Origin of the sequence: Ramlibacter sp. MMS24-I3-19, from assembly GCF_050320135.1 — a bacterium.
Taxonomy (GTDB): domain Bacteria; phylum Pseudomonadota; class Gammaproteobacteria; order Burkholderiales; family Burkholderiaceae_C; genus Ramlibacter.
In genome coordinates, this window is record NZ_CP190017.1 from 2,068,580 (window position 1) to 2,086,340 (window position 17,761).

Annotated in this window: 18 protein-coding genes and 2 pseudogenes; 18 read left to right on the top strand and 2 right to left on the bottom strand. The window is 67.8% G+C overall.

The annotated features are described in order from the left end of the window. Window positions 1-345: 345 nt before the first annotated feature. Genes ACPWT1_RS10335 through ACPWT1_RS10350 form a run of 4 tightly spaced genes read left to right on the top strand, consistent with a single transcriptional unit; the run spans window position 346 to window position 3,372 of the window. Window positions 346-1,350 carry an RluA family pseudouridine synthase gene (locus ACPWT1_RS10335; protein ID WP_427915278.1) on the top strand — a complete coding sequence of 335 codons (1,005 nt, stop codon included), beginning with the start codon at window positions 346-348 and terminating at the stop codon, window positions 1,348-1,350. Next, entirely contained in the window at window positions 1,325-1,990 is a 666-nt protein-coding gene (locus tag ACPWT1_RS10340) for an HAD family hydrolase (protein WP_427915279.1), read from the top strand. The genes ACPWT1_RS10335 and ACPWT1_RS10340 overlap by 26 nt, the downstream gene beginning before the upstream one ends. Further along, a complete protein-coding gene (locus ACPWT1_RS10345) occupies window positions 1,983-2,357 on the top strand; it encodes a Rieske (2Fe-2S) protein (RefSeq protein ID WP_427915280.1) in 375 nt (124 codons plus the stop codon). The genes ACPWT1_RS10340 and ACPWT1_RS10345 overlap by 8 nt, the downstream gene beginning before the upstream one ends. Window positions 2,358-2,367: 10 nt before the next feature. Next, window positions 2,368-3,372 carry a S49 family peptidase gene (locus tag ACPWT1_RS10350; protein ID WP_427915281.1) on the top strand — a complete coding sequence of 335 codons (1,005 nt, stop codon included), beginning with the start codon at window positions 2,368-2,370 and terminating at the stop codon, window positions 3,370-3,372. A gap of 1 nt (window position 3,373) precedes the next feature. On the opposite strand, the pseudogene ACPWT1_RS10355 reads toward ACPWT1_RS10350, so the two are convergent. Both ACPWT1_RS10355 and ACPWT1_RS10360 read right to left on the bottom strand, forming a co-directional pair. Beyond that, window positions 3,374-4,131: pseudogene (locus ACPWT1_RS10355) on the bottom strand (SAM-dependent methyltransferase). Continuing rightward, window positions 4,131-4,712, bottom strand: a complete 582-nt coding sequence (locus ACPWT1_RS10360) for a Maf family protein (RefSeq protein WP_427915282.1) — start codon at window positions 4,710-4,712, stop codon at window positions 4,131-4,133. Before ACPWT1_RS10360 ends, ACPWT1_RS10355 begins: the two are co-directional and overlap by 1 nt. 26 nt (window positions 4,713-4,738) lie before the next feature. Here ACPWT1_RS10360 and ACPWT1_RS10365 point away from each other — a divergent pair, with 26 nt between their 5' ends. From ACPWT1_RS10365 to lepA, 14 genes and pseudogenes are all read left to right on the top strand, one after another. Then, entirely contained in the window at window positions 4,739-5,278 is a 540-nt protein-coding gene (locus ACPWT1_RS10365; RefSeq protein WP_427915283.1) for a YceD family protein, read from the top strand. A 157-nt stretch (window positions 5,279-5,435) separates the two neighbouring features. Beyond that, window positions 5,436-5,618 carry a 50S ribosomal protein L32 gene (gene rpmF / locus ACPWT1_RS10370; RefSeq protein ID WP_027101192.1) on the top strand — a complete coding sequence of 61 codons (183 nt, stop codon included), beginning with the start codon at window positions 5,436-5,438 and terminating at the stop codon, window positions 5,616-5,618. 111 nt (window positions 5,619-5,729) lie between these two features. Continuing rightward, the gene (gene plsX, locus ACPWT1_RS10375; protein WP_427915284.1) at window positions 5,730-6,776 is read left to right on the top strand and encodes a phosphate acyltransferase PlsX; all 1,047 of its coding nucleotides are present in this window, start codon (window positions 5,730-5,732) and stop codon (window positions 6,774-6,776) included. Then, the gene (locus tag ACPWT1_RS10380; protein ID WP_427915285.1) at window positions 6,773-7,750 is read left to right on the top strand and encodes a beta-ketoacyl-ACP synthase III; all 978 of its coding nucleotides are present in this window, start codon (window positions 6,773-6,775) and stop codon (window positions 7,748-7,750) included. Before plsX ends, ACPWT1_RS10380 begins: the two co-directional genes overlap by 4 nt. Window positions 7,751-7,790: 40 nt before the next feature. Beyond that, entirely contained in the window at window positions 7,791-8,741 is a 951-nt protein-coding gene (gene fabD / locus ACPWT1_RS10385) for an ACP S-malonyltransferase (protein WP_427915286.1), read from the top strand. Next, window positions 8,738-9,478 (top strand): 3-oxoacyl-ACP reductase FabG, encoded by a 741-nt coding sequence (gene fabG / locus ACPWT1_RS10390; protein WP_427915287.1) that lies wholly within the window; start codon window positions 8,738-8,740, stop codon window positions 9,476-9,478. Before fabD ends, fabG begins: the two co-directional genes overlap by 4 nt. A gap of 103 nt (window positions 9,479-9,581) precedes the next feature. Continuing rightward, the gene (gene acpP, locus ACPWT1_RS10395; RefSeq protein WP_427915288.1) at window positions 9,582-9,821 is read left to right on the top strand and encodes an acyl carrier protein; all 240 of its coding nucleotides are present in this window, start codon (window positions 9,582-9,584) and stop codon (window positions 9,819-9,821) included. A 7-nt stretch (window positions 9,822-9,828) separates the two neighbouring features. Continuing rightward, entirely contained in the window at window positions 9,829-11,076 is a 1,248-nt protein-coding gene (gene fabF / locus ACPWT1_RS10400) for a beta-ketoacyl-ACP synthase II (RefSeq protein WP_427915289.1), read from the top strand. Window positions 11,077-11,177: 101 nt separating this feature from the next. Next, complete coding sequence (locus tag ACPWT1_RS10405; RefSeq protein ID WP_427915290.1) at window positions 11,178-11,573, top strand: hypothetical protein; 396 nt, start codon at window positions 11,178-11,180, stop codon at window positions 11,571-11,573. After that, a pseudogene (gene rpoE, locus ACPWT1_RS10410) lies at window positions 11,570-12,201 on the top strand (RNA polymerase sigma factor RpoE). The gene ACPWT1_RS10405 and the pseudogene rpoE overlap by 4 nt, the downstream one beginning before the upstream one ends. An 18-nt stretch (window positions 12,202-12,219) precedes the next feature. Continuing rightward, complete coding sequence (locus ACPWT1_RS10415) at window positions 12,220-12,816, top strand: sigma-E factor negative regulatory protein (RefSeq protein ID WP_427915291.1); 597 nt, start codon at window positions 12,220-12,222, stop codon at window positions 12,814-12,816. 154 nt (window positions 12,817-12,970) lie between these two features. Beyond that, entirely contained in the window at window positions 12,971-13,849 is an 879-nt protein-coding gene (locus ACPWT1_RS10420) for a MucB/RseB C-terminal domain-containing protein (RefSeq protein ID WP_427915292.1), read from the top strand. A 95-nt stretch (window positions 13,850-13,944) separates the two neighbouring features. Next, the gene (locus tag ACPWT1_RS10425) at window positions 13,945-15,453 is read left to right on the top strand and encodes a DegQ family serine endoprotease (RefSeq protein WP_427915293.1); all 1,509 of its coding nucleotides are present in this window, start codon (window positions 13,945-13,947) and stop codon (window positions 15,451-15,453) included. Window positions 15,454-15,950: 497 nt separating this feature from the next. Next, window positions 15,951-17,759, top strand: coding sequence for a translation elongation factor 4 (lepA, locus tag ACPWT1_RS10430; protein ID WP_427915294.1), 1,809 nt, complete (start codon window positions 15,951-15,953; stop codon window positions 17,757-17,759). The last annotated feature ends 2 nt before the right edge of the window (window positions 17,760-17,761 follow it).

The window sequence follows — 17,761 nt, forward strand, 5'->3', positions numbered from 1 at the left end:
GGGGCGCAGGTCCGCAGGGAGGACTGCATCCTGCGGGGCTCGGGCCCTGTGCCGGGACGGGCCGAAGCCGCGGGCGGTGGACATCAGCCACCGCCAGCAGGCCAGGAGAATCGTCAGCAGCACGGGAGGTCTCGCGATCCGCTGCCAGCGTCTGTTCTGGCAGCCTTGTATTCCGTTCGGGTTTCGACAAAGCGTCGGCGGCTTGGGCGCCCGGCCGGGCGGCAGTGGCCTCATGGGGCTGGCTGCGGCCTGGCAGGAACGCCGTCGGCATCGACCTGCCAGCGTGGCCCTGTTCGAGGCAGGTTCTAAAATCCTGCCAAATCAAACACTTACGGCGTCACGCTAGTGAAACGCATTATAGGGGCCGCGGCCGCCGGCTCCCAGGGCGGTGTCAAGACCGTCGCGGTGGGCGAGGAATTCGCCGGCCAGCGCCTCGACAACTTCCTGCTGCGCGAGCTCAAGGGCGTTCCGAAGACGCACGTCTACCGCATCATCCGCAGCGGCGAGGTGCGGGTGAACAAGGGGCGTGCCGGTGCGGACACGCGCCTCGAGGCCGGCGACCTGGTGCGGGTGCCGCCGGTGCGGCTGCCCGAGCGCGTGACCGATCCCGCGGCCCGTCCCGCGCCGGCGCGTGAGTTCCCGGTCCTGCTCGAGGACGAGCACCTGCTGGCCATCGACAAGCCGGCCGGCGTGGCTGTCCACGGCGGCAGCGGCGTGAGCTTCGGCGTCATCGAGCAGCTGCGGCAGGCGCGGTCCGCGGCGCGTTTCCTCGAGCTGGTCCATCGCCTCGACCGCGAGACCTCGGGCGTGCTGCTGGTGGCCAAGCGGCGCTCGGCGCTGACCCGGCTGCAGGACCAGTTCCGCGGGCGCGAGACGGGCAAGACCTATCTCGCGCTCGTTGTCGGTGCCTGGCCGGTCAACAAGAAGGTCATCGACCTGCCGCTGCACAAGTTCATGGTCGCTGGCGACGATGAAGCGGCCGGCGAGCGCCGCGTGAAGGTGGTCGCCAGGGACGACCCCGACGGCATGCGCTCGATCACGTTGGTGAAGGTCGCGCGCCGGCTGGGCTCGTACACGCTGCTCGAGGTGACCATCAAGACCGGTCGCACGCACCAGATCCGCGTCCACCTCGCTTCGCAGGGCCATCCCATCGCCGGCGACGACAAGTACGGCGACTTCGAGCTGAACAAGTCGCTGCACCGCGAGGGCCTCAAGCGCATGTTCCTGCACGCGTGGCGCTTACAGTTCCAGCATCCCGCCAGCGGCGAGCCGGTCGCGCTCGAAGCGCCGCTGCCCTCCGACCTCCAGCAGTTCGCCGATCGCCATGCGCCCACGTCCGCGCCAGTTTGACCTCATTGCCTTCGACTGGGACGGCACCCTCTACGACTCGACGAAAGTGATCGTGCGTTGCATCCAGCGCGCGGTCGTCGACGTCGGCGGTGCCATGCCCACCGACACGGCGGCCGCTTATGTGATCGGCATGAGCCTCGCGCAGGCGTTGGCACGCGCGGCGCCCGACGTGCCGCCGGAAAGGTACCAGGAGCTGGGCGCGCGGTATCGCTTCCACTACCACCAGCACCAGGACGACCTGAGCCTGTTCGATGGCGTGCTCGCGATGCTGGGCGACCTGAAGGCAGGCGGGCACCGCATCGCAGTGGCCACCGGCAAGTCGCGGCGGGGCCTGGACGAGGCGTTGCACAGCGCGGAACTGCTCGGCGTGTTCGACGGCTCGCGCACGGCGGACGAGACCGCGGGCAAGCCGCATCCGCGGATGCTGCAGGAACTCGTCGACGAGTTCGGCGTCGAGCCGCAGCGCACGCTCATGGTGGGCGACACGACCCATGACCTCGAGATGGCGCGCAACGCCGGGTGCGCGAGCGTGGGCGTGAGCTACGGGGCGCACGAGCCTTCCGCCTTCGACGTGCTTGCGCCCCTGCACGTCGCGCATTCGGTGCGCGACCTGCACGACTGGCTGCTCGCCCATGGCTGACGAATCGACTCTGGTGGCCCTGTGCAACGGCACCGATCTCGTCGACGGCGGCGCCGCAGTGCCGTTCGACGTCGTCTATGCCGGCCAGACCTGCCGTGCGTTCGCGGTGCGCTGGCAGGGCCGGCCGCATGCCTATCTCAATCGTTGCGCGCACGTGGCGATGGAGATGGACTGGCAGCCCAACCAGTTCTTCGACGACAGCGGGCAGTGGCTCCTGTGCAGCACGCATGGCGCGGTCTACCGGCCGGACACCGGGGCCTGCGCAGGCGGCCCTTGCCGCGGGGGACTGGTGAAGATCGTCCTCAGCGAACGCGACGGGGTGGTGCACTGGCATACTGCCTGGAACCTCCAACCCCTGGCCTTCTGACCCTCCTCCCATGAGTGACCCGCTGCCGCCCGGCGCCTCGCCGGATTCCCGCAACCTGCCGCCTGCTGCATCGCGCGACGGCCTGCGTCCCGGGTGGGAGCGCGACACGATGGAGCGGCTGATGTTCGCCACGCTCGCCGAGCAGCGGGCCGCGCGTCGGTGGAAGATGTTCCGGACCTTCCTGTGGCTGGCGTTCTTCGTGTTTCTCGTGTGGGGCGCGATGTACCGCGGAGGCTCCAAGGCCGACAAGTCGCTGCCGCATACGGCGGTCATCGAGATCAAGGGCGAGATCGCAGAGGGCGCCGACGCCAGTGCCGAATTCGTGGTGGCCGCGATGCGTGCCGCGTTCGAGGACGACGGCGCCAAGGGCATCGTGCTGCTGATCAACTCGCCGGGCGGCAGCCCGGTGCAGGCCGGCATCATCTGGGACGAGATCCGCCGCCTGAAGGCCAAGTACAACAACAAGCCGGTGTATGCCGTGGTCGAGGAGTCGTGTGCCTCGGCCGCGTACTACATCGCGTCGGCCACGGACAAGATCTATGTCGACAAGGCCAGCATCGTGGGCAGCATCGGGGTGCTCATGGATGGCTTCGGCTTCACAGGCATCATGGACAAGGTCGGCGTCGAACGGCGCCTGCTCACCGCCGGCGAGAACAAGGGCTTCCTCGACCCGTTCAGCCCGATGAGCGACAAGCAGCGTGCATTCGCCCAGCAGATGCTGGAACAGATCCACAAGCAGTTCATCGATGCGGTGAAGACCGGCCGCGGCAAGCGGCTGAAGGACTCGCCCGAGCTGTTCAGCGGCCTGTTCTGGACGGGCCAGCAGGCCGTCGAGATGGGCCTCGCCGACCAGACCGCGAACCTCGACTACGTGGCCCGCGAGGTGATCAAGGCCGAGGAGCTGGTCGACTACACGCGGCGCGAGAACGTCGCCGAGCGACTGGTGAAGAAGTTCGGCGCGGCGATGGGCGAGGGCGCCGTGCGCGCGATCCGCGCCGTGCCCGCCATCCACTGAGTCAGGGGCCGAGCAGGAACACGGCCGGCTGGTCCGCCGTGACCGGCACCGCTTCTTTCTTCCAGGCCGCCGCCTTGCGGCTTTGCACGCGCGCCGCGGGCAGGGTCAGCCCCGTCGCGACCGCGATGGTGGTCTCCGGCCGCAGGCCTTCGAGCAGCGACTGCCACAGGGCCGGGTTGCGATACGGCGTCTCGATGAACAGCTGCGTCTGCCCGGTGCGCGAGGCCAGCGCCTCGAGTTCGCGCAGCCGCTGCAGCCGTGGTGCGGACTGCTGGGGCAGGTAGCCCACGAAGGCGAAGTTCTGGCCGTTGAGGCCGCTGGCCGCGAGCGCCAGGAGCAGCGACACCGGTCCCACCAGTGGCACCACGGCGATGCCGAGCGCATGCGCAGCGCGCACGACCGACGATCCCGGATCGGCCACGGCGGGCATGCCGGCTTCGCTCACCAGGCCGATGTCGTGGCCGTCGCGGGCCGGGGCGAGCAGGGCCGCGCATCGAATGCGCCGGCGGCATGGTCGCCCTTCTTGTGCACCTCGCGCGGCAGTTCCTGGATCGCCAGCGCCTGCAGCGGCTGGGCCAGCGGGTGCGTCGTGTTCACCCGGTTCAGGTAGGCGCGGGTGGTTTTCGCGTTCTCGGTGATCCAGTGCGTGAGTCGGGCGGCGACGTGCAGCGTGGCGTCGGGCATCACCTGCGTCAGCGGCACTGCGGTGCCGGTGCCGAAATCCAGCGGCGCCGGGACGAGGTACAGCGTGCCGGTCATCAGGGCACCCGCAGGCCGGCAGCGCGGAGGAGGCGGCAGGTGCGGATCAGGGGCAGGCCGACCAGCGCCGTCGGATCGTCGCTGTGGATCGCGTCCAGCAGCGCGATGCCCAGGCCTTCGCTCTTGGCGCTGCCGGCGCAGTCGTACGGCTGCTCGGCACGCAGGTAGGCCTCGATCTCGTCGTCGGCCAGCTCCCGGAAACTCACGGTGACGGGCGCCAGGTCCTGCTGCGCGAACCCCGTCTCTGCGCACACGACCGCGATGGCGGTCTGGAACACCACGTGATGCCCGCGCATGCGTCGCAGCTGCGCCGTGGCGCGCTCATGGTCGCCCGGCTTGCCGAGCGGCTCGCCGTCGAGATCGGCGACCTGGTCGGACCCGATGACGATGCAGTCGGGCCTGCGCTGTGCGACGGCGTGCGCCTTCGAAAGCGCGAGCCGCCGCGCCAGGTCGGCCGGCGCTTCGCCGGGACGCGGCGTCTCGTCCACCTCGGGTGCGACGACCTCGAACGGCAGGCCCAAGCGGCCCAGCAGCTCGCGGCGATAGCGTGACGTCGAGCCGAGGATGAGCGTGCGTGGCATGCGGCGATTCTCTTACACTGCCCCGGATGAAAAGGCAGTTCACGCCGCAGCGGCTCGATGTGCGCGCGTTCGCCGAGGACGCTGCCGAGCTGTCCGGATCCGAGCCGATGACCGCATTCAAGCGGCTGGCCGACGAGGCCCGCGCCTCGATCCAGGAGCGGGAGGTCACCTGGTCCGCCGAGGGCGAGTTGCGCAATCCGGGCCACGTACAACCCGAGGTCTGGCTGCACCTGCAGGCGGACGCGATGCTCCCGATGACGTGCCAGCGCTGCCTCGAGCCAGTGGAGATTCGCCTCGAGGTGGACCGCTCGTTCCGGTTCGTGGCCGACGAGGCCACTGCCGCGGCCGAGGACGACGATGCGGAGGAGGACCTGCTCGCCATCAGCCGTGCCTTCGACCTGCCGGCGCTGATCGAGGACGAGTTGCTGATGGAGGTTCCCGTGGTGCCCCGGCACGAGGTCTGCCCGAACGAGGTGCAGCTATCGAGCGCGGATGCCGACTTCGTGGAGGCCGCGCCGGAGCACCCGTTCGCGGGCCTGAAGGTCCTGAAGGGCGGCGGTTCCTGATCCGGCTGGAGCTCCGGGCCGGGATGGCCTATAATCGCGGGCTCTCCGCAGCCAGCCTCTTGCGTTCCTCGCAGAGGAGGCCCGGCGCGGTCCCACCAACATCGTCAACACCGCCGCTGCGCACCAGGCTGCAGGGCGACCTGTCCAGGAGCCCCACATGGCCGTCCAGCAAAACAAGAAGTCCCCTTCCAAGCGGGGCATGCACCGTTCGCACAACGCACTCACGGTGCCCGGTATCGCCGTCGAGCCGACCACCGGCGAGACGCACCTGCGCCACCACATCAGCCCGACCGGCTTCTACCGTGGCCGCAAGGTGCTCAAGACCAAGAACGACGCCTGACGCGCCTTCGCGCATCGGCCAGAGGCCCGGCGCTGCCGAACGCAGCTCGGGCCTTTTTTCTGGCTCCTGCGCGCACGGTGGCAGTACGGTAATCCTGGAGGAATGGATGGCATGACGATTCTCGCGGTGGACTGCATGGGCGGCGACCACGGGCTGCGGGTGACGCTCCCGGCCTGCCGCCACTTCCTCGATGCCCATCCCGATGCGCAACTGCTGCTGGTCGGTGCAGGCGACGCGCTGCAGGCGTTCCAGCATCCGCGCGCGAAGCACGTGGCGGCCAGCGAGGTCGTGACCATGGACGACCCGGTGGAGGTCGCCCTGCGCCGCAAGAAGGACTCGTCGATGCGGGTCGCGATCCAGCAGGTCAAGGAAGGCAAGGCGCAGGCCGCGGTGTCCGCTGGGAACACGGGTGCGCTGATGGCGCTGGCCCGCTACGTCCTGAAGACCCTCGAGGGCATCGACCGCCCGGCCATCGCGTATCCCATGCCCAATGCGAAGGGCGGGGTCACGACCGTCCTGGACCTCGGGGCCAACGTCGATTGCACCGAGCAACACCTGCTGCAGTTCGCCGTGATGGGGTCGGCGCTGGTCTCCGCGCTCACCGACCAGGAGGCACCCACGGTGGGCCTGCTGAACATCGGCGAGGAGGTGATCAAGGGCAGCGAAGTCATCAAGCGCGCGGGTGAGCTGCTGCGGTCGGCCGCAGCTGCCGGCGACCTGAACTTCCACGGCAACGTGGAAGGCAACGACATCTTCAAGGGCACCACAGCCATCGTGGTGTGCGACGGCTTCGTCGGCAACGTGCTGCTCAAGACCAGCGAAGGACTGGCCGGGATGATCGGCGGCTTCCTGCGCCAGGAGTTCTCGCGCAACGTCTTCACGAAGATGGCCGCGCTGGCTGCCTATCCCGTGCTGCGCGCGTTCAAGAACCGAGTGGACCATCGCCGCTACAACGGCGCGGCCCTGATGGGACTGCGCGGGCTCGTGTTCAAGAGCCACGGGTCGGCCGACGATTTCGCATTCGGCCACGCTCTCGAGCGGGCGTATGATGCCGCCCGGAACAACTTGCTCGATCGCGTGCAGGCCCGCATCGCACACGCCAAGCCCCTGCTGGCCGGCGCCGCCGATGCGCCGCTCGAGGCGATCGCTTCCGAATGAGCCGATATTCGCGCATCACCGGCACCGGCAGCTACCTGCCCCCGCGCCGAGTGACGAACGCCGACCTTGCCGCGGAGCTGGCAACGCGGGGCGTCGAGACCTCCGATGAATGGATCGTGGAACGCACCGGCATCCGGGCGCGCCACTTCGCCGCGCCCGACGTGACCTCCAGCGAGCTCGGGGTGCACGCCGCGCGCCACGCGCTCGAGGCAGCCGGCCGCAAGCCGGAAGACATCGACCTGATCATCGTGGCGACCTCGACGCCCGACATGGTGTTCCCGTCCGCCGCGTGCATCCTGCAGAACAAGCTGGGCATCGCGGGCTGCCCGGCGTTCGACGTGCAGGCGGTGTGCAGCGGCTTCGTGTACGCGCTCACCGTGGCCGACGCGATGATCCGCACCGGCAGTGCGACCCGCGCGCTGGTGATCGGGGCCGAGGTGTTCTCGCGCATCCTGGACTTCAACGACCGCACCACCTGCGTGCTGTTCGGCGACGGTGCGGGGGCGGTGGTGCTGGAAGCATCGGACACGCCCGGCATCCTTGCGTCCGATCTGCATGCCGACGGCAAGCATGTCGGCATCCTCTGCGTGCCGGGCAGCGTCTCGGGTGGCCAGGTGCTGGGCGATCCGGTGCTGAAGATGGACGGCCAGGCGGTCTTCAAGCTCGCGGTCGGCGTGCTCGAGAGCGCGGCACGGGCGACGCTGGCGAAGGCCGGTCGCAGCGAGAGCGAGATCGACTGGCTGATCCCGCACCAGGCCAACATCCGCATCATGCAGGGCACGGCGAAGAAGCTGAAGCTGCCGCTGGACAAGCTGGTGGTCACCGTCGACCAGCATGGCAACACCTCGGCGGCCTCGATCCCGCTGGCGCTCGATGCGGCCGTGCGCAGCGGCAGCATCAAGCGGGGCGACACACTGATGCTGGAAGGCGTCGGCGGTGGCTTCACCTGGGGTGCCGTGCTGCTGGACTTCTAGTCTGGCGCGCGCCACCGCAATCGAACACAACACAGATCCAATGCAACCGTTTGCCTTCGTCTTTCCGGGGCAGGGCTCGCAGGCCGTCGGCATGCTCGACGCCTGGGGCGACCATCCTGCCGTTGCCGCCACCCTGGCGGAAGCCTCCGATGCCCTGCGAGAGGACATCGGACGCCTGATCAAGGAAGGGCCGAAGGAAGCACTCGGACTGACCACCAACACGCAGCCGGTGATGCTGGTCGCCGGCGTGGCTGCTTGCCGGGCCTGGCTGGCCGAAGGCGGGGCGCAGCCGGCGGTGGTGGCCGGCCATTCGCTGGGCGAGTACTCCGCGCTCGTTGCTGCCGGCGTGCTGTCGCTCGCCGATGCCGCACCGCTGGTGCGCTTCCGCGCGCAGGCCATGCAGGATGCGGTGCCCGTCGGCACCGGCGCCATGGCGGCCGTGCTCGGCATGGATGCCCAGAAGGTGATCGAAGGTTGCGCGGAGGCGCAGCGCTCGTTCGGCACCAACACCTCGGAAGTGGTCGAAGCGGCCAACTTCAACGATCCCGCGCAGACAGTCATCGCCGGCAGCAAGGCTGCCGTCGACAAGGCCTGCGAGGTGCTCAAGGCCAACGGGGCCAAGCGCGCGTTGCTGCTGCCCGTGTCGGCGCCGTTCCATTCGAGCCTGATGAAACCGGCGGCGGACCGCCTGCGCGAGCGGCTCGCCGCAACTGCGTTCGCTGCGCCGCGCATCCCGGTCGTCAACAACATCGAGGCGAAGGTCGAGACCGATCCCGATCGCATTCGCGCCGCCCTCTACGAGCAGGCGTTCGGACCCGTGCGGTGGGTCGATTGCGTTCGCGCGATCCAGGAGCGGGGTGTCTCGACCCTGGTCGAGTGCGGCCCGGGCAAGGTCTTGCTCGGCCTGACCAAGCGCATCGACCCGGCATTGCGTGCCGGTGCCGTGTATGACCCGGCCACGCTGGCCGAGACAAAGGAGCTGCTGGCATGAGCGCACTGCAAGGACAGATTGCCCTGGTGACCGGCGCGACCCGCGGTATCGGCGCGGCGATCGCGCAGGAACTGGCCGCCCGCGGTGCGACCGTGATCGGCACCGCGACCACCGAAGACGGTGCCGCGCGCATCACGGCGACCCTGCAGGCCAGCGGCGGACGCGGCGTGGCGCTGAATGTCAACGACGCGGCCGCGGCCGAGGCTGCCGTGGATGGCATCGTCAAGCAGCACGGGGGCCTGCAGATCCTGGTGAACAACGCCGGCATCACGCGAGACATGCTCGCCATGCGGCTGAAGGACGAGGACTGGGACGCGGTGCTCGACACCAACCTGAAGGCCGTCTTTCGCATGAGCCGGGCCGTGATGCGCACGATGATGAAGCAGCGCTACGGGCGCATCGTGAACATCACCTCGGTGGTGGGGGCCTCGGGCAACGCCGGGCAGGCCAACTATGCAGCGGCGAAGGCGGGCGTGGCCGGCATGACGCGGGCACTAGCCCGCGAACTGGGCAGCCGCGGCATCACCGTCAACTGCGTGGCCCCCGGATTCATCGCCACCGACATGACTGCCGGCCTGCCCGAGGAACAGCAGAAGGCGTTGCTGGGCCAGATCCCGCTGGGCGCACTGGGCACCCCGGCCGACGTGGCGCACGCGGTGGCCTACCTCGCCTCGCGCGAGGCCGGCTACGTCACCGGCCAGGAACTGCACGTCAACGGCGGCATGTACATGGCCTGACCGCGCAGCGGTCGGCTTGCTGCACCGCGGCAGAGCTGCCCGTCGCCAGAGGGCGCGGGCGCTAAAATCGCGGATTCATTCAACAAACCCTTTGAGGGAACCCATGAGCGATATCGAAGCACGTGTCAAGAAGATCATCGCCGAGCAGCTCGGCGTGGAAGAGTCGCAGGTCACCAACGACAAGGCTTTCGTCGCTGACCTGGGCGCGGACTCGCTCGACACGGTGGAACTGGTGATGGCGCTGGAGGACGAGTTCGGCATCGAGATCCCGGACGAGGACGCCGAGAAGATCACCACGGTGCAGAACGCCATCGATTACGCCAACACGCACCAGAAGGCCTGATTCCCCCATGTCGTCCCGCCGCCGAGTCGTCGTCACGGGCCTGGGCTGTGTCAGCCCGGTCGGCAACACCGTCGCCGAAAGCTGGGCCAACCTGCTCGCCGGCAGGAGCGGCATCGACCTCATCACGCAGTTCGACGCGGCCAACCTGGCGTGCAAGTTCGCCGGCGAGGTCAAGGGTTTCAACATCGGCGACTACATCCCCGAGAAGGAAGCCCGGCACATGGACCGGTTCATCCATCTCGGCCTGGCCGCTGCCGCGCAGGCCGTTGCCGACAGCGGCTTGCCCACGGGAGACGCGCTGGGCGGTGAACTGGCCACTCGCATCGGGGTGAACATCGGCTCGGGCATCGGCGGGCTGCCGATGATCGAGCAAACCCATACCGAGCTGACCAATCGCGGTCCGCGTCGCATCTCGCCGTTCTTCGTGCCGGCCTCGATCATCAACATGATCTCGGGCCAGGTCTCCATCAAGTATGGCTTCAAGGGTCCCAACATCGCGGTGGTCACCGCCTGCACGACCGGCCTGCACGCGATCGGGCTGTCGGCACGCATGATCGAGAGCGGCGACGCCGACATCATGGTGGCTGGCGGCGCCGAGTCCACGGTCTCGCCGCTCGGCGTCGGGGGCTTTGCCGCCGCGCGAGCGCTGTCCACCCGCAACGACGATCCCAAGACCGCTTCGCGGCCATGGGACAAGGACCGCGACGGTTTCGTGCTGGGCGAAGGTGGCGGCGTGCTGGTGCTCGAGGAGTACGAACATGCGAAGGCACGCGGCGCAAGGATCTACGCCGAGGTGGCAGGCTTCGGCATGAGCGCCGACGCCTTCCACATGACGGCGCCGGACGTCGACGGGCCGCGGCGGTCCATGGCGGGCGCGCTGCGCAATGCCGGCATCAACGCCGACCAGGTGGATTACCTGAACGCGCACGGCACGTCCACGCCGCTCGGTGACCTGAACGAGACCAACGCGATCAAGGCGGCCTTGGGCAGCCATGCGAAGAAGGTCGTCGTCAATTCGACCAAGTCGATGACGGGCCACCTCCTGGGCGGCGCCGGCGGCATCGAGTCGGTGTTCACCGTGCTCGCGCTGCACCACCAGAAGAGCCCGCCCACGATCAACATCTTCAACCAGGACCCGGAGTGCGACCTGGACTACTGCGCCAACACGGCGCGTGACATGAAGATCGACGTCGCCGTGAAGAACAACTTCGGCTTCGGCGGCACCAACGGCACGCTGGTGTTCAAGCGCGCCTGACGCGCCGCACGGCATCGTCCGCGCGCCGTTTCCACATGCATGGCGCCCCATCGGTAAGTCATCCGGTGGGGCGTTCTTCATGGGCGGCCTCCATCCTTGCCGTGCTGTGGGCCGCCACGGCGCTGGTGTCGGTCGCGTGGGTGGCTGCTGGCGCATCAGGCTGGCGAGCCTGGCTGGTCGCCAGCCTGGTGCTTGCGCTCGGCGTCGTCGCGGCATTCACTTGGTGGCGTACGCCTGAAGGGGCTCTCGCGTGGGACGGCTCCCGCTGGACATGGGCGCCCGCGGGAGTGTCCATCGCGCGCGAGGGTTCGCTGCGGGTGGTCCTCGACCTGCAAGGCCTCCTGCTGGTGCGCTGGTCGGCACCCGGCGCAATGCAGTGGCTCTGGCTGCAGCCGCAAGGCACGCGCAGTCACTGGGATGCACTGCGCCGTGCTGTATATTCGCGCGCCGCCGCGGATGCACCGTCCGGGGCGGAGCCGCCTTCGGCCACACCATGACCAAGACTCCCGCTCCACCGCCTTCGGCGCAGGACACCGACCAGATGTTGGTGGCCAGGACGGTAGCGGGCGACCAGCGGGCTTACGAGCTGCTGGTCCTGAAGTACCAGCGTCGCATCGAGCGCCTGATCGGTCGCATGGTGCGCGACGTCGACCTGGTGGAGGACATCGCGCAGGAGACCTTCATCCGGGCCTATCGCGCGCTGGGTCAGTTCCGGGGCGAGGCGCAGTTCTACACGTGGCTGTACCGCATTGCCGTCAACACCGCCAAGAAGGCACTGGTCGACCTGAAACGCGACCCGCTGGTCTCGGAATCTGCCTTCCGGGGGGCGAGGACGACGATGAAACTTCCTCGGCGGAGAACGAACTAACCAGCGCCGAAACGCCGGAAACGGTGCTTGCGGCCAAGGAAATCGCCGCCAGGGTGAACTCGGCCATGGAGGCGCTCCCCGAGGAACTGCGACAGGCAGTGACCCTGCGCGAGATCGAAGGGTTGAGCTACGAAGAGATCGCGGAAGTGATGAATTGCCCGATCGGGACGGTGCGCTCGCGGATCTTCCGCGCCCGCGAAGCCATCTCGGCGAAGGTGAAGCCCCTTCTGGAGAATCAATCGGGCAAGCGCTGGTGAAGTTGGCGAGGTGATGCGATGGACAAGATGGACAACAACGAATTGATCTCCGCCCTGGCGGACGGGCAGTTGCAGGGCGAGGCCTTTGCGCTGGCGGTGCAGGCCACGTGCGCCGATCGGTCCACGCTCGCGACCTGGCACGCGTACCACGTGATCGGCGACGTGCTGCGGTCCGGCGAGGCAAGCCACGCTGCGGCCTCGCAACCTTTTCTCGACAAGCTGTCGGCCCGGCTCGCCCAGGAGTCGTGCCCCCAGCCTGTCGTGGTTCCCGCGGTCGGCGTACAGCCGGGCTGGTCGTCCGCCGTCGCGGCCAATGACGCCAGCATGCGCTGGAAGTTGCTGGCGGGCGTGGCCTCCGTTGCTGCCGTGGCTGCGGTGGGGTGGTCGATCGTGGGCACGGGAAGCGGTGGCGCACCATCTGCACAGCCGCAGCTGGCGGCTGCGCCGTCGCAGCAGGCTGCCCCTGTGCTCGCGCGCAGCGAGGCAGGCGTGATGATCCGCGACCCACGGCTCGATGAGCTGTTGGCGGCGCATCGCCAGTTCGGCGGTGCCTCCGCCTTGCAGATGCCAGCGGGCTTCGTGCGCAACGCGACCTTCGAAGGCCCGTCGCGCTAGGTCCGGCATGGCCTTGTCGTTGCCGCCACTGCGTCTCCTATCCGCCCGCTGGCTCATCGGGGCGTTCGCGCTCGCGGTCACGGCAACTGCCGCGGCCGCCCCCCAGCCGGCCAGCGCCGGTCCCCAGCCAGAACGGGGCGTCAACGAATGGCTGATGCGCATGCAGCAGGCGTCACGGCTGCGCAGCTACGTAGGCACGTTCGTGGTGTCCTCCAGCGCCGGCTCGATGTCCAGTGCGCGCATCTGGCACGCTGGCGATGCGGCCCAGCAGGTCGAACGGGTCGAGGTGCTCACCGGCAAGCCGCGGTCCACTTTCCGGCGCAACAACGAGGTGCTCACCTTCCTGCCCGAGAGCCGCGTCGTGCGGGCCGAGCGCCGCGATTCCCTGGGGATGTTCCCCAACCTCCTGAAGTCCAGCGACAACTCCATCGCCGACTTCTATGCCGCGCGGCGGCTCGGCGCCGAGCGTGTGGCCGGCTTCGACGCCGACGTCGTGCAGCTCGTGCCCAAGGACCAGCTGCGGTTCGGCTACCGGGTCTGGAGTGAGCGACGCACCGGACTGGTCGTCAAGCTGCAGACCCTCGACGGTGAAGGCAACGTGCTGGAGCAGTCCGCGTTTTCCGAGCTCCAGCTCGACTCGCCCTTACGGGCGGAGAAGCTGGCGCAAATGATGCAACCGCCTGCGGGCTGGCGCGTCGAACGTGCGCAGGCCGTCAAGACCACGCCGGCCGCCGAAGGGTGGGGCCTGCATGGGGAAGTCGCGGGTTTCCAGCCGCTCAATTGCTACAAGCGGCCGGCGGGCGGCGGCGCGCAGGAAGACGGGATCCAGTGGATCTTTTCCGACGGGCTCGCTTCCGTCTCCTTGTTCGTGGAGCACTACGATCCCGAGCGTCATCGGCAGGAAGGCGTGTTCGCTGCAGGTGCCACCCAGACCCTCACCCGGCGCATCGACGACTGGTGGCTCACGGTGGTCGGTGAGGTGCCGGCGCAGACACTCAGGGTTTTCGCCCAGAACCTCGAGCGGCGGCGCTGAGGCCCTCGTGCACCGCCTGCAGGTCCGCTGAGGAACAATGGTGGCGGGCCGGCGCTCTCAACGTCAGCCATCCGCTCCACCACCAAGAGGTCCGCATGTCCCGCTTCGTCCGGAAACAGCTCCGCTCCCATGCATTCGCCGTCGCGCTCGCCTCGGCGGGACTGGCGGTGGCACTGCCGCCCGCATCCGTCCACGCGCAGTCGGCGCCACAGCCGCACTCGTTGCCCGATTTCACCGACCTCGTGGAGCAGGTCGGCCCGGCGGTCGTGAACATCAGGACGCTCGAGCATGTCCGTTCTGGCGGCGGACCGTCGGGAAGCGGGCAGATGGACGAGGAGATGCAGGATTTCTTCCGCCGCTTCTTCGGCGTTCCCATGCCGGAGACACCGCGCCGTGGACCCAGCCCGAGCCCCAGTCCCAACACGCCGAATCGTCCGATGCCTCCCGACCAGGAGCAGCCGCGCGGTGTCGGGTCCGGCTTCATCCTCAGCGCCGATGGCTTCGTGATGACGAACGCACACGTCGTCGAGGGCGCCGACGAGGTGATGGTGACGCTCACCGACAAGCGCGAGTTCAAGGCCAAGATCATTGGCGCGGACAAGCGCACGGACGTCGCAGTGGTGAGGATCGAAGCCACGGGCCTGCCTTTCGTGAAGATCGGCGACGTCGGCAAGCTCAAGGTCGGCGAGTGGGTGATGGCCATCGGCTCGCCCTTCGGGCTGGAGAACACGGTCACCGCCGGCATCGTCAGCGCCAAGGCGCGCGACACGGGTGACTACCTGCCTTTCATCCAGACCGACGTCGCGATCAATCCGGGCAACTCGGGCGGGCCGCTGATCAACATGCGCGGGGAGGTGATCGGCATCAACAGCCAGATCTATTCGCGCTCTGGTGGCTTCATGGGCATCTCGTTCGCCATTCCGATGGACGAGGCGGTGCGCGTGGCCGACCAGTTGCGGGCCAGCGGACGCGTCTCGCGAGGTCGCATCGGCGTGCAGATCGATTCGGTGACGAAGGACGTGGCGGAATCCATCGGCCTCGGCAAGGCGATCGGCGCGCTCGTGCGCAGTGTCGAGTCCGGCTCCCCGGCCGACAAGGCGGGGGTCGAAGCGGGCGACATCATCACCAAGTTCAACGGCCAGGCGATCGAACGCGCGACCGACCTGCCGCGCATGGTGGGCAACACCAAGCCGGGAACGCGTTCGACGCTCAGCGTCTTTCGTCGTGGCGGCTCTCGCGACCTCAACGTCACGGTGGCGGAATTCGAACCCGAGAAGCCGGTGCGACGGGCGTCGGCACCCGAGGAGAAACCCAAGGGCTCAGCGGCTGCGCAGGCGCTCGGGCTGTCCGTGAGCGAACTCACCGAGGCCCAGAAGCGCGAGCTGAAGGTCAAGGGTGGCGTGCGCGTGGACAGCGTGGCCGAGGGCTCGGCGCGTGCCGGCATCCGCGAAGGCGACATCATCGTGGCGATCGGCAACACCGAGATCGGCAGCGTGCGCGAGTTCGAAGCGGTGATCGCGAAGGTGGATCGCACCAAGCCGATTCCTGTCCTGCTGCGTCGCGGAGAACTCGCCACCTACCTGCTGATCCGGCCGCAGCGCTGACCGCAACCCTCAGGAAGCCCCGAGCCCGGAGTCGGGTTTGGGGCTTTTTTTGATGGGCAAGCTCGGCCGAAAAGGAAATTTACCTTCGTATGGATGAGTTTCAGTGGAGTGAGCAGGTACTCACATCGATTCGTGCAGCCCTGACCAGACAGATAGAATCACGGTGTTCCGCAGCGGTTTTTATGCACGCCGACGCTCAGTAACCCACCATGCGGGATGAAACCGGCATGCCCACTGCTGATCCACAGATCGCCCACAACTTGTCCTTGAGCCTGCAGCAGCAACCTGTTGATAAGCTGTGGAAGAATTTGGCGTTGTGGTCGTGCAACGAGCCTGTTCGGGCCGCGTGCCGGGTGGACGCCCCGGGCTTTTTGCCTACAATGAAGCTCCAACTATCGCAGTTGCCATAGATTGTTGGTTCAGGGCGCGTCGCCACTCGACGCGCCCTTTTTCTTGCCCGCTCGCCAGCGGAATCAATCACTTAAGCGCTCCCGTTGATGAATCACATCAGAAACTTTTCGATCATCGCCCACATCGACCATGGCAAGTCGACGCTGGCCGATCGCTTGATCCAGCGTTGCGGCGGCTTGTCCGATCGCGAGATGGAAGAGCAGGTGCTCGACTCGATGGATCTCGAAAAAGAGCGTGGGATAACCATCAAGGCGCAGACCGCCGCATTGCAGTACACGGCGCGCGATGGACGCGTCTACAACCTGAATCTGATCGACACGCCGGGGCACGTCGACTTCTCGTACGAGGTGAGCCGCTCGTTGTCCGCGTGCGAGGGCGCGCTGCTCGTCGTCGATGCAAGCCAGGGCGTCGAAGCGCAGACCGTCGCCAACTGCTACACCGCGCTCGATCTCGGCGTCGAGGTGATGCCGGTCCTGAACAAGATGGACTTGCCGCAGGCCGATCCCGATACCGCGAAGGCGGAGATCGAGGACGTCATCGGCATCGATGCATCGGAGGCCATCCCCTGCTCGGCCAAGACCGGCATGGGCATCGACGAGATCCTCGAGGCCATCGTCGCGAAGGTGCCTGCGCCGCGCGGCAGTGCCGAGGGGCCGCTGCGCGCCATGATCATCGACAGCTGGTTCGACAGCTACGTCGGTGTCGTCATGCTGGTCCGCGTGGTCGATGGCACGCTGAAGAAGGGCGAGCGCATCAAGCTGATGGCCACCGGGGCTGCGTACGAAGCCGGTGGCCTCGGCGTGTTCACGCCGGCCAACCAGCCGCGCGACCAGCTCGCCGCCGGCGAGGTGGGCTACATCATCGCCGGCATCAAGGAGCTGCAGGCTGCGAAGGTCGGCGACACCGTCACGCTGGAGAAGAAGCTGCCGAACAACGCAGGCAGCGCCACCGAGCCGCTGCCCGGCTTCAAGGAGATCCAGCCGCAGGTGTTCGCGGGCCTGTACCCGACCGAGGCCAACCAGTACGACAGCCTGCGCGACGCGCTGGAGAAGCTCAAGCTGAACGACGCGTCGCTCCACTACGAGCCGGAGGTGAGCCAGGCGCTGGGCTTCGGGTTCCGCTGCGGCTTCCTCGGCCTGCTGCACATGGAGATCGTGCAGGAGCGCCTGGAGCGCGAGTTCGACCAGGACCTGATCACGACGGCGCCCAGCGTGGTGTACCAGGTCGTGCGCGGCGATGGCGAGGTCATCATGGTCGAGAACCCGGCCAAGATGCCCGACCAGGGGCGGATCCAGGAGATCCGCGAGCCGATCGTCACCGTGCACCTGTACATGCCGCAGGAATACGTCGGCGCCGTGATGACGCTGGCCAACCAGAAGCGGGGCGTGCAGATCAACATGGCCTACCACGGCCGGCAGGTGATGCTCACCTACGAACTGCCGCTGGGCGAGATCGTGCTGGACTTCTTTGACAAGCTGAAGTCGGTGAGCCGCGGCTACGCGTCGATGGACTACGAGTTCAAGGAGTACCGCGCCTCCGACGTGGTGAAGGTCGACATCCTGCTCAATGGCGAGAAGGTCGACGCGCTCTCGATCATCGTGCACCGCACGCAGGCCCAATACCGGGGACGCGCGGTCGCTGCCAAGATGCGCGAGATCATCAGCCGCCAGATGTTCGACGTGGCAATCCAGGCCGCGATCGGCGCCAACGTCATCGCGCGCGAGACCATCAAGGCGCTGCGCAAGAACGTGCTGGCAAAATGCTACGGCGGTGACATCACTCGCAAGCGCAAGCTCCTCGAAAAACAGAAGGCAGGCAAGAAACGCATGAAGCAGATCGGCTCGGTCGAAGTCCCCCAGGAAGCGTTCCTGGCGATCCTGCAGGTGGAGGAGTGACG

Bases quoted from the DNA above. Each gene is read 5' to 3' on its own strand.
- plsX (WP_427915284.1), top strand. From the start codon at position 5,730: ATGACGATTCTCGCGGTGGACTGCATGGGCGGCGACCACGGGCTGCGG.
- acpP (WP_427915288.1), top strand. From the start codon at position 9,582: ATGAGCGATATCGAAGCACGTGTCAAGAAGATCATCGCCGAGCAGCTC.
- fabD (WP_427915286.1), top strand. From the start codon at position 7,791: ATGCAACCGTTTGCCTTCGTCTTTCCGGGGCAGGGCTCGCAGGCCGTC.
- ACPWT1_RS10345 (WP_427915280.1), top strand. From the start codon at position 1,983: ATGGCTGACGAATCGACTCTGGTGGCCCTGTGCAACGGCACCGATCTC.
- rpmF (WP_027101192.1), top strand. From the start codon at position 5,436: ATGGCCGTCCAGCAAAACAAGAAGTCCCCTTCCAAGCGGGGCATGCAC.
- fabF (WP_427915289.1), top strand. From the start codon at position 9,829: ATGTCGTCCCGCCGCCGAGTCGTCGTCACGGGCCTGGGCTGTGTCAGC.
- ACPWT1_RS10425 (WP_427915293.1), top strand. From the start codon at position 13,945: ATGTCCCGCTTCGTCCGGAAACAGCTCCGCTCCCATGCATTCGCCGTC.
- lepA (WP_427915294.1), top strand. From the start codon at position 15,951: ATGAATCACATCAGAAACTTTTCGATCATCGCCCACATCGACCATGGC.
- ACPWT1_RS10380 (WP_427915285.1), top strand. From the start codon at position 6,773: ATGAGCCGATATTCGCGCATCACCGGCACCGGCAGCTACCTGCCCCCG.
- ACPWT1_RS10360 (WP_427915282.1), bottom strand. From the start codon at position 4,712: ATGCCACGCACGCTCATCCTCGGCTCGACGTCACGCTATCGCCGCGAG.
- fabG (WP_427915287.1), top strand. From the start codon at position 8,738: ATGAGCGCACTGCAAGGACAGATTGCCCTGGTGACCGGCGCGACCCGC.
- ACPWT1_RS10365 (WP_427915283.1), top strand. From the start codon at position 4,739: ATGAAAAGGCAGTTCACGCCGCAGCGGCTCGATGTGCGCGCGTTCGCC.
- ACPWT1_RS10420 (WP_427915292.1), top strand. From the start codon at position 12,971: ATGCGCATGCAGCAGGCGTCACGGCTGCGCAGCTACGTAGGCACGTTC.
- ACPWT1_RS10340 (WP_427915279.1), top strand. From the start codon at position 1,325: ATGCGCCCACGTCCGCGCCAGTTTGACCTCATTGCCTTCGACTGGGAC.
- ACPWT1_RS10415 (WP_427915291.1), top strand. From the start codon at position 12,220: ATGGACAAGATGGACAACAACGAATTGATCTCCGCCCTGGCGGACGGG.
- ACPWT1_RS10350 (WP_427915281.1), top strand. From the start codon at position 2,368: ATGAGTGACCCGCTGCCGCCCGGCGCCTCGCCGGATTCCCGCAACCTG.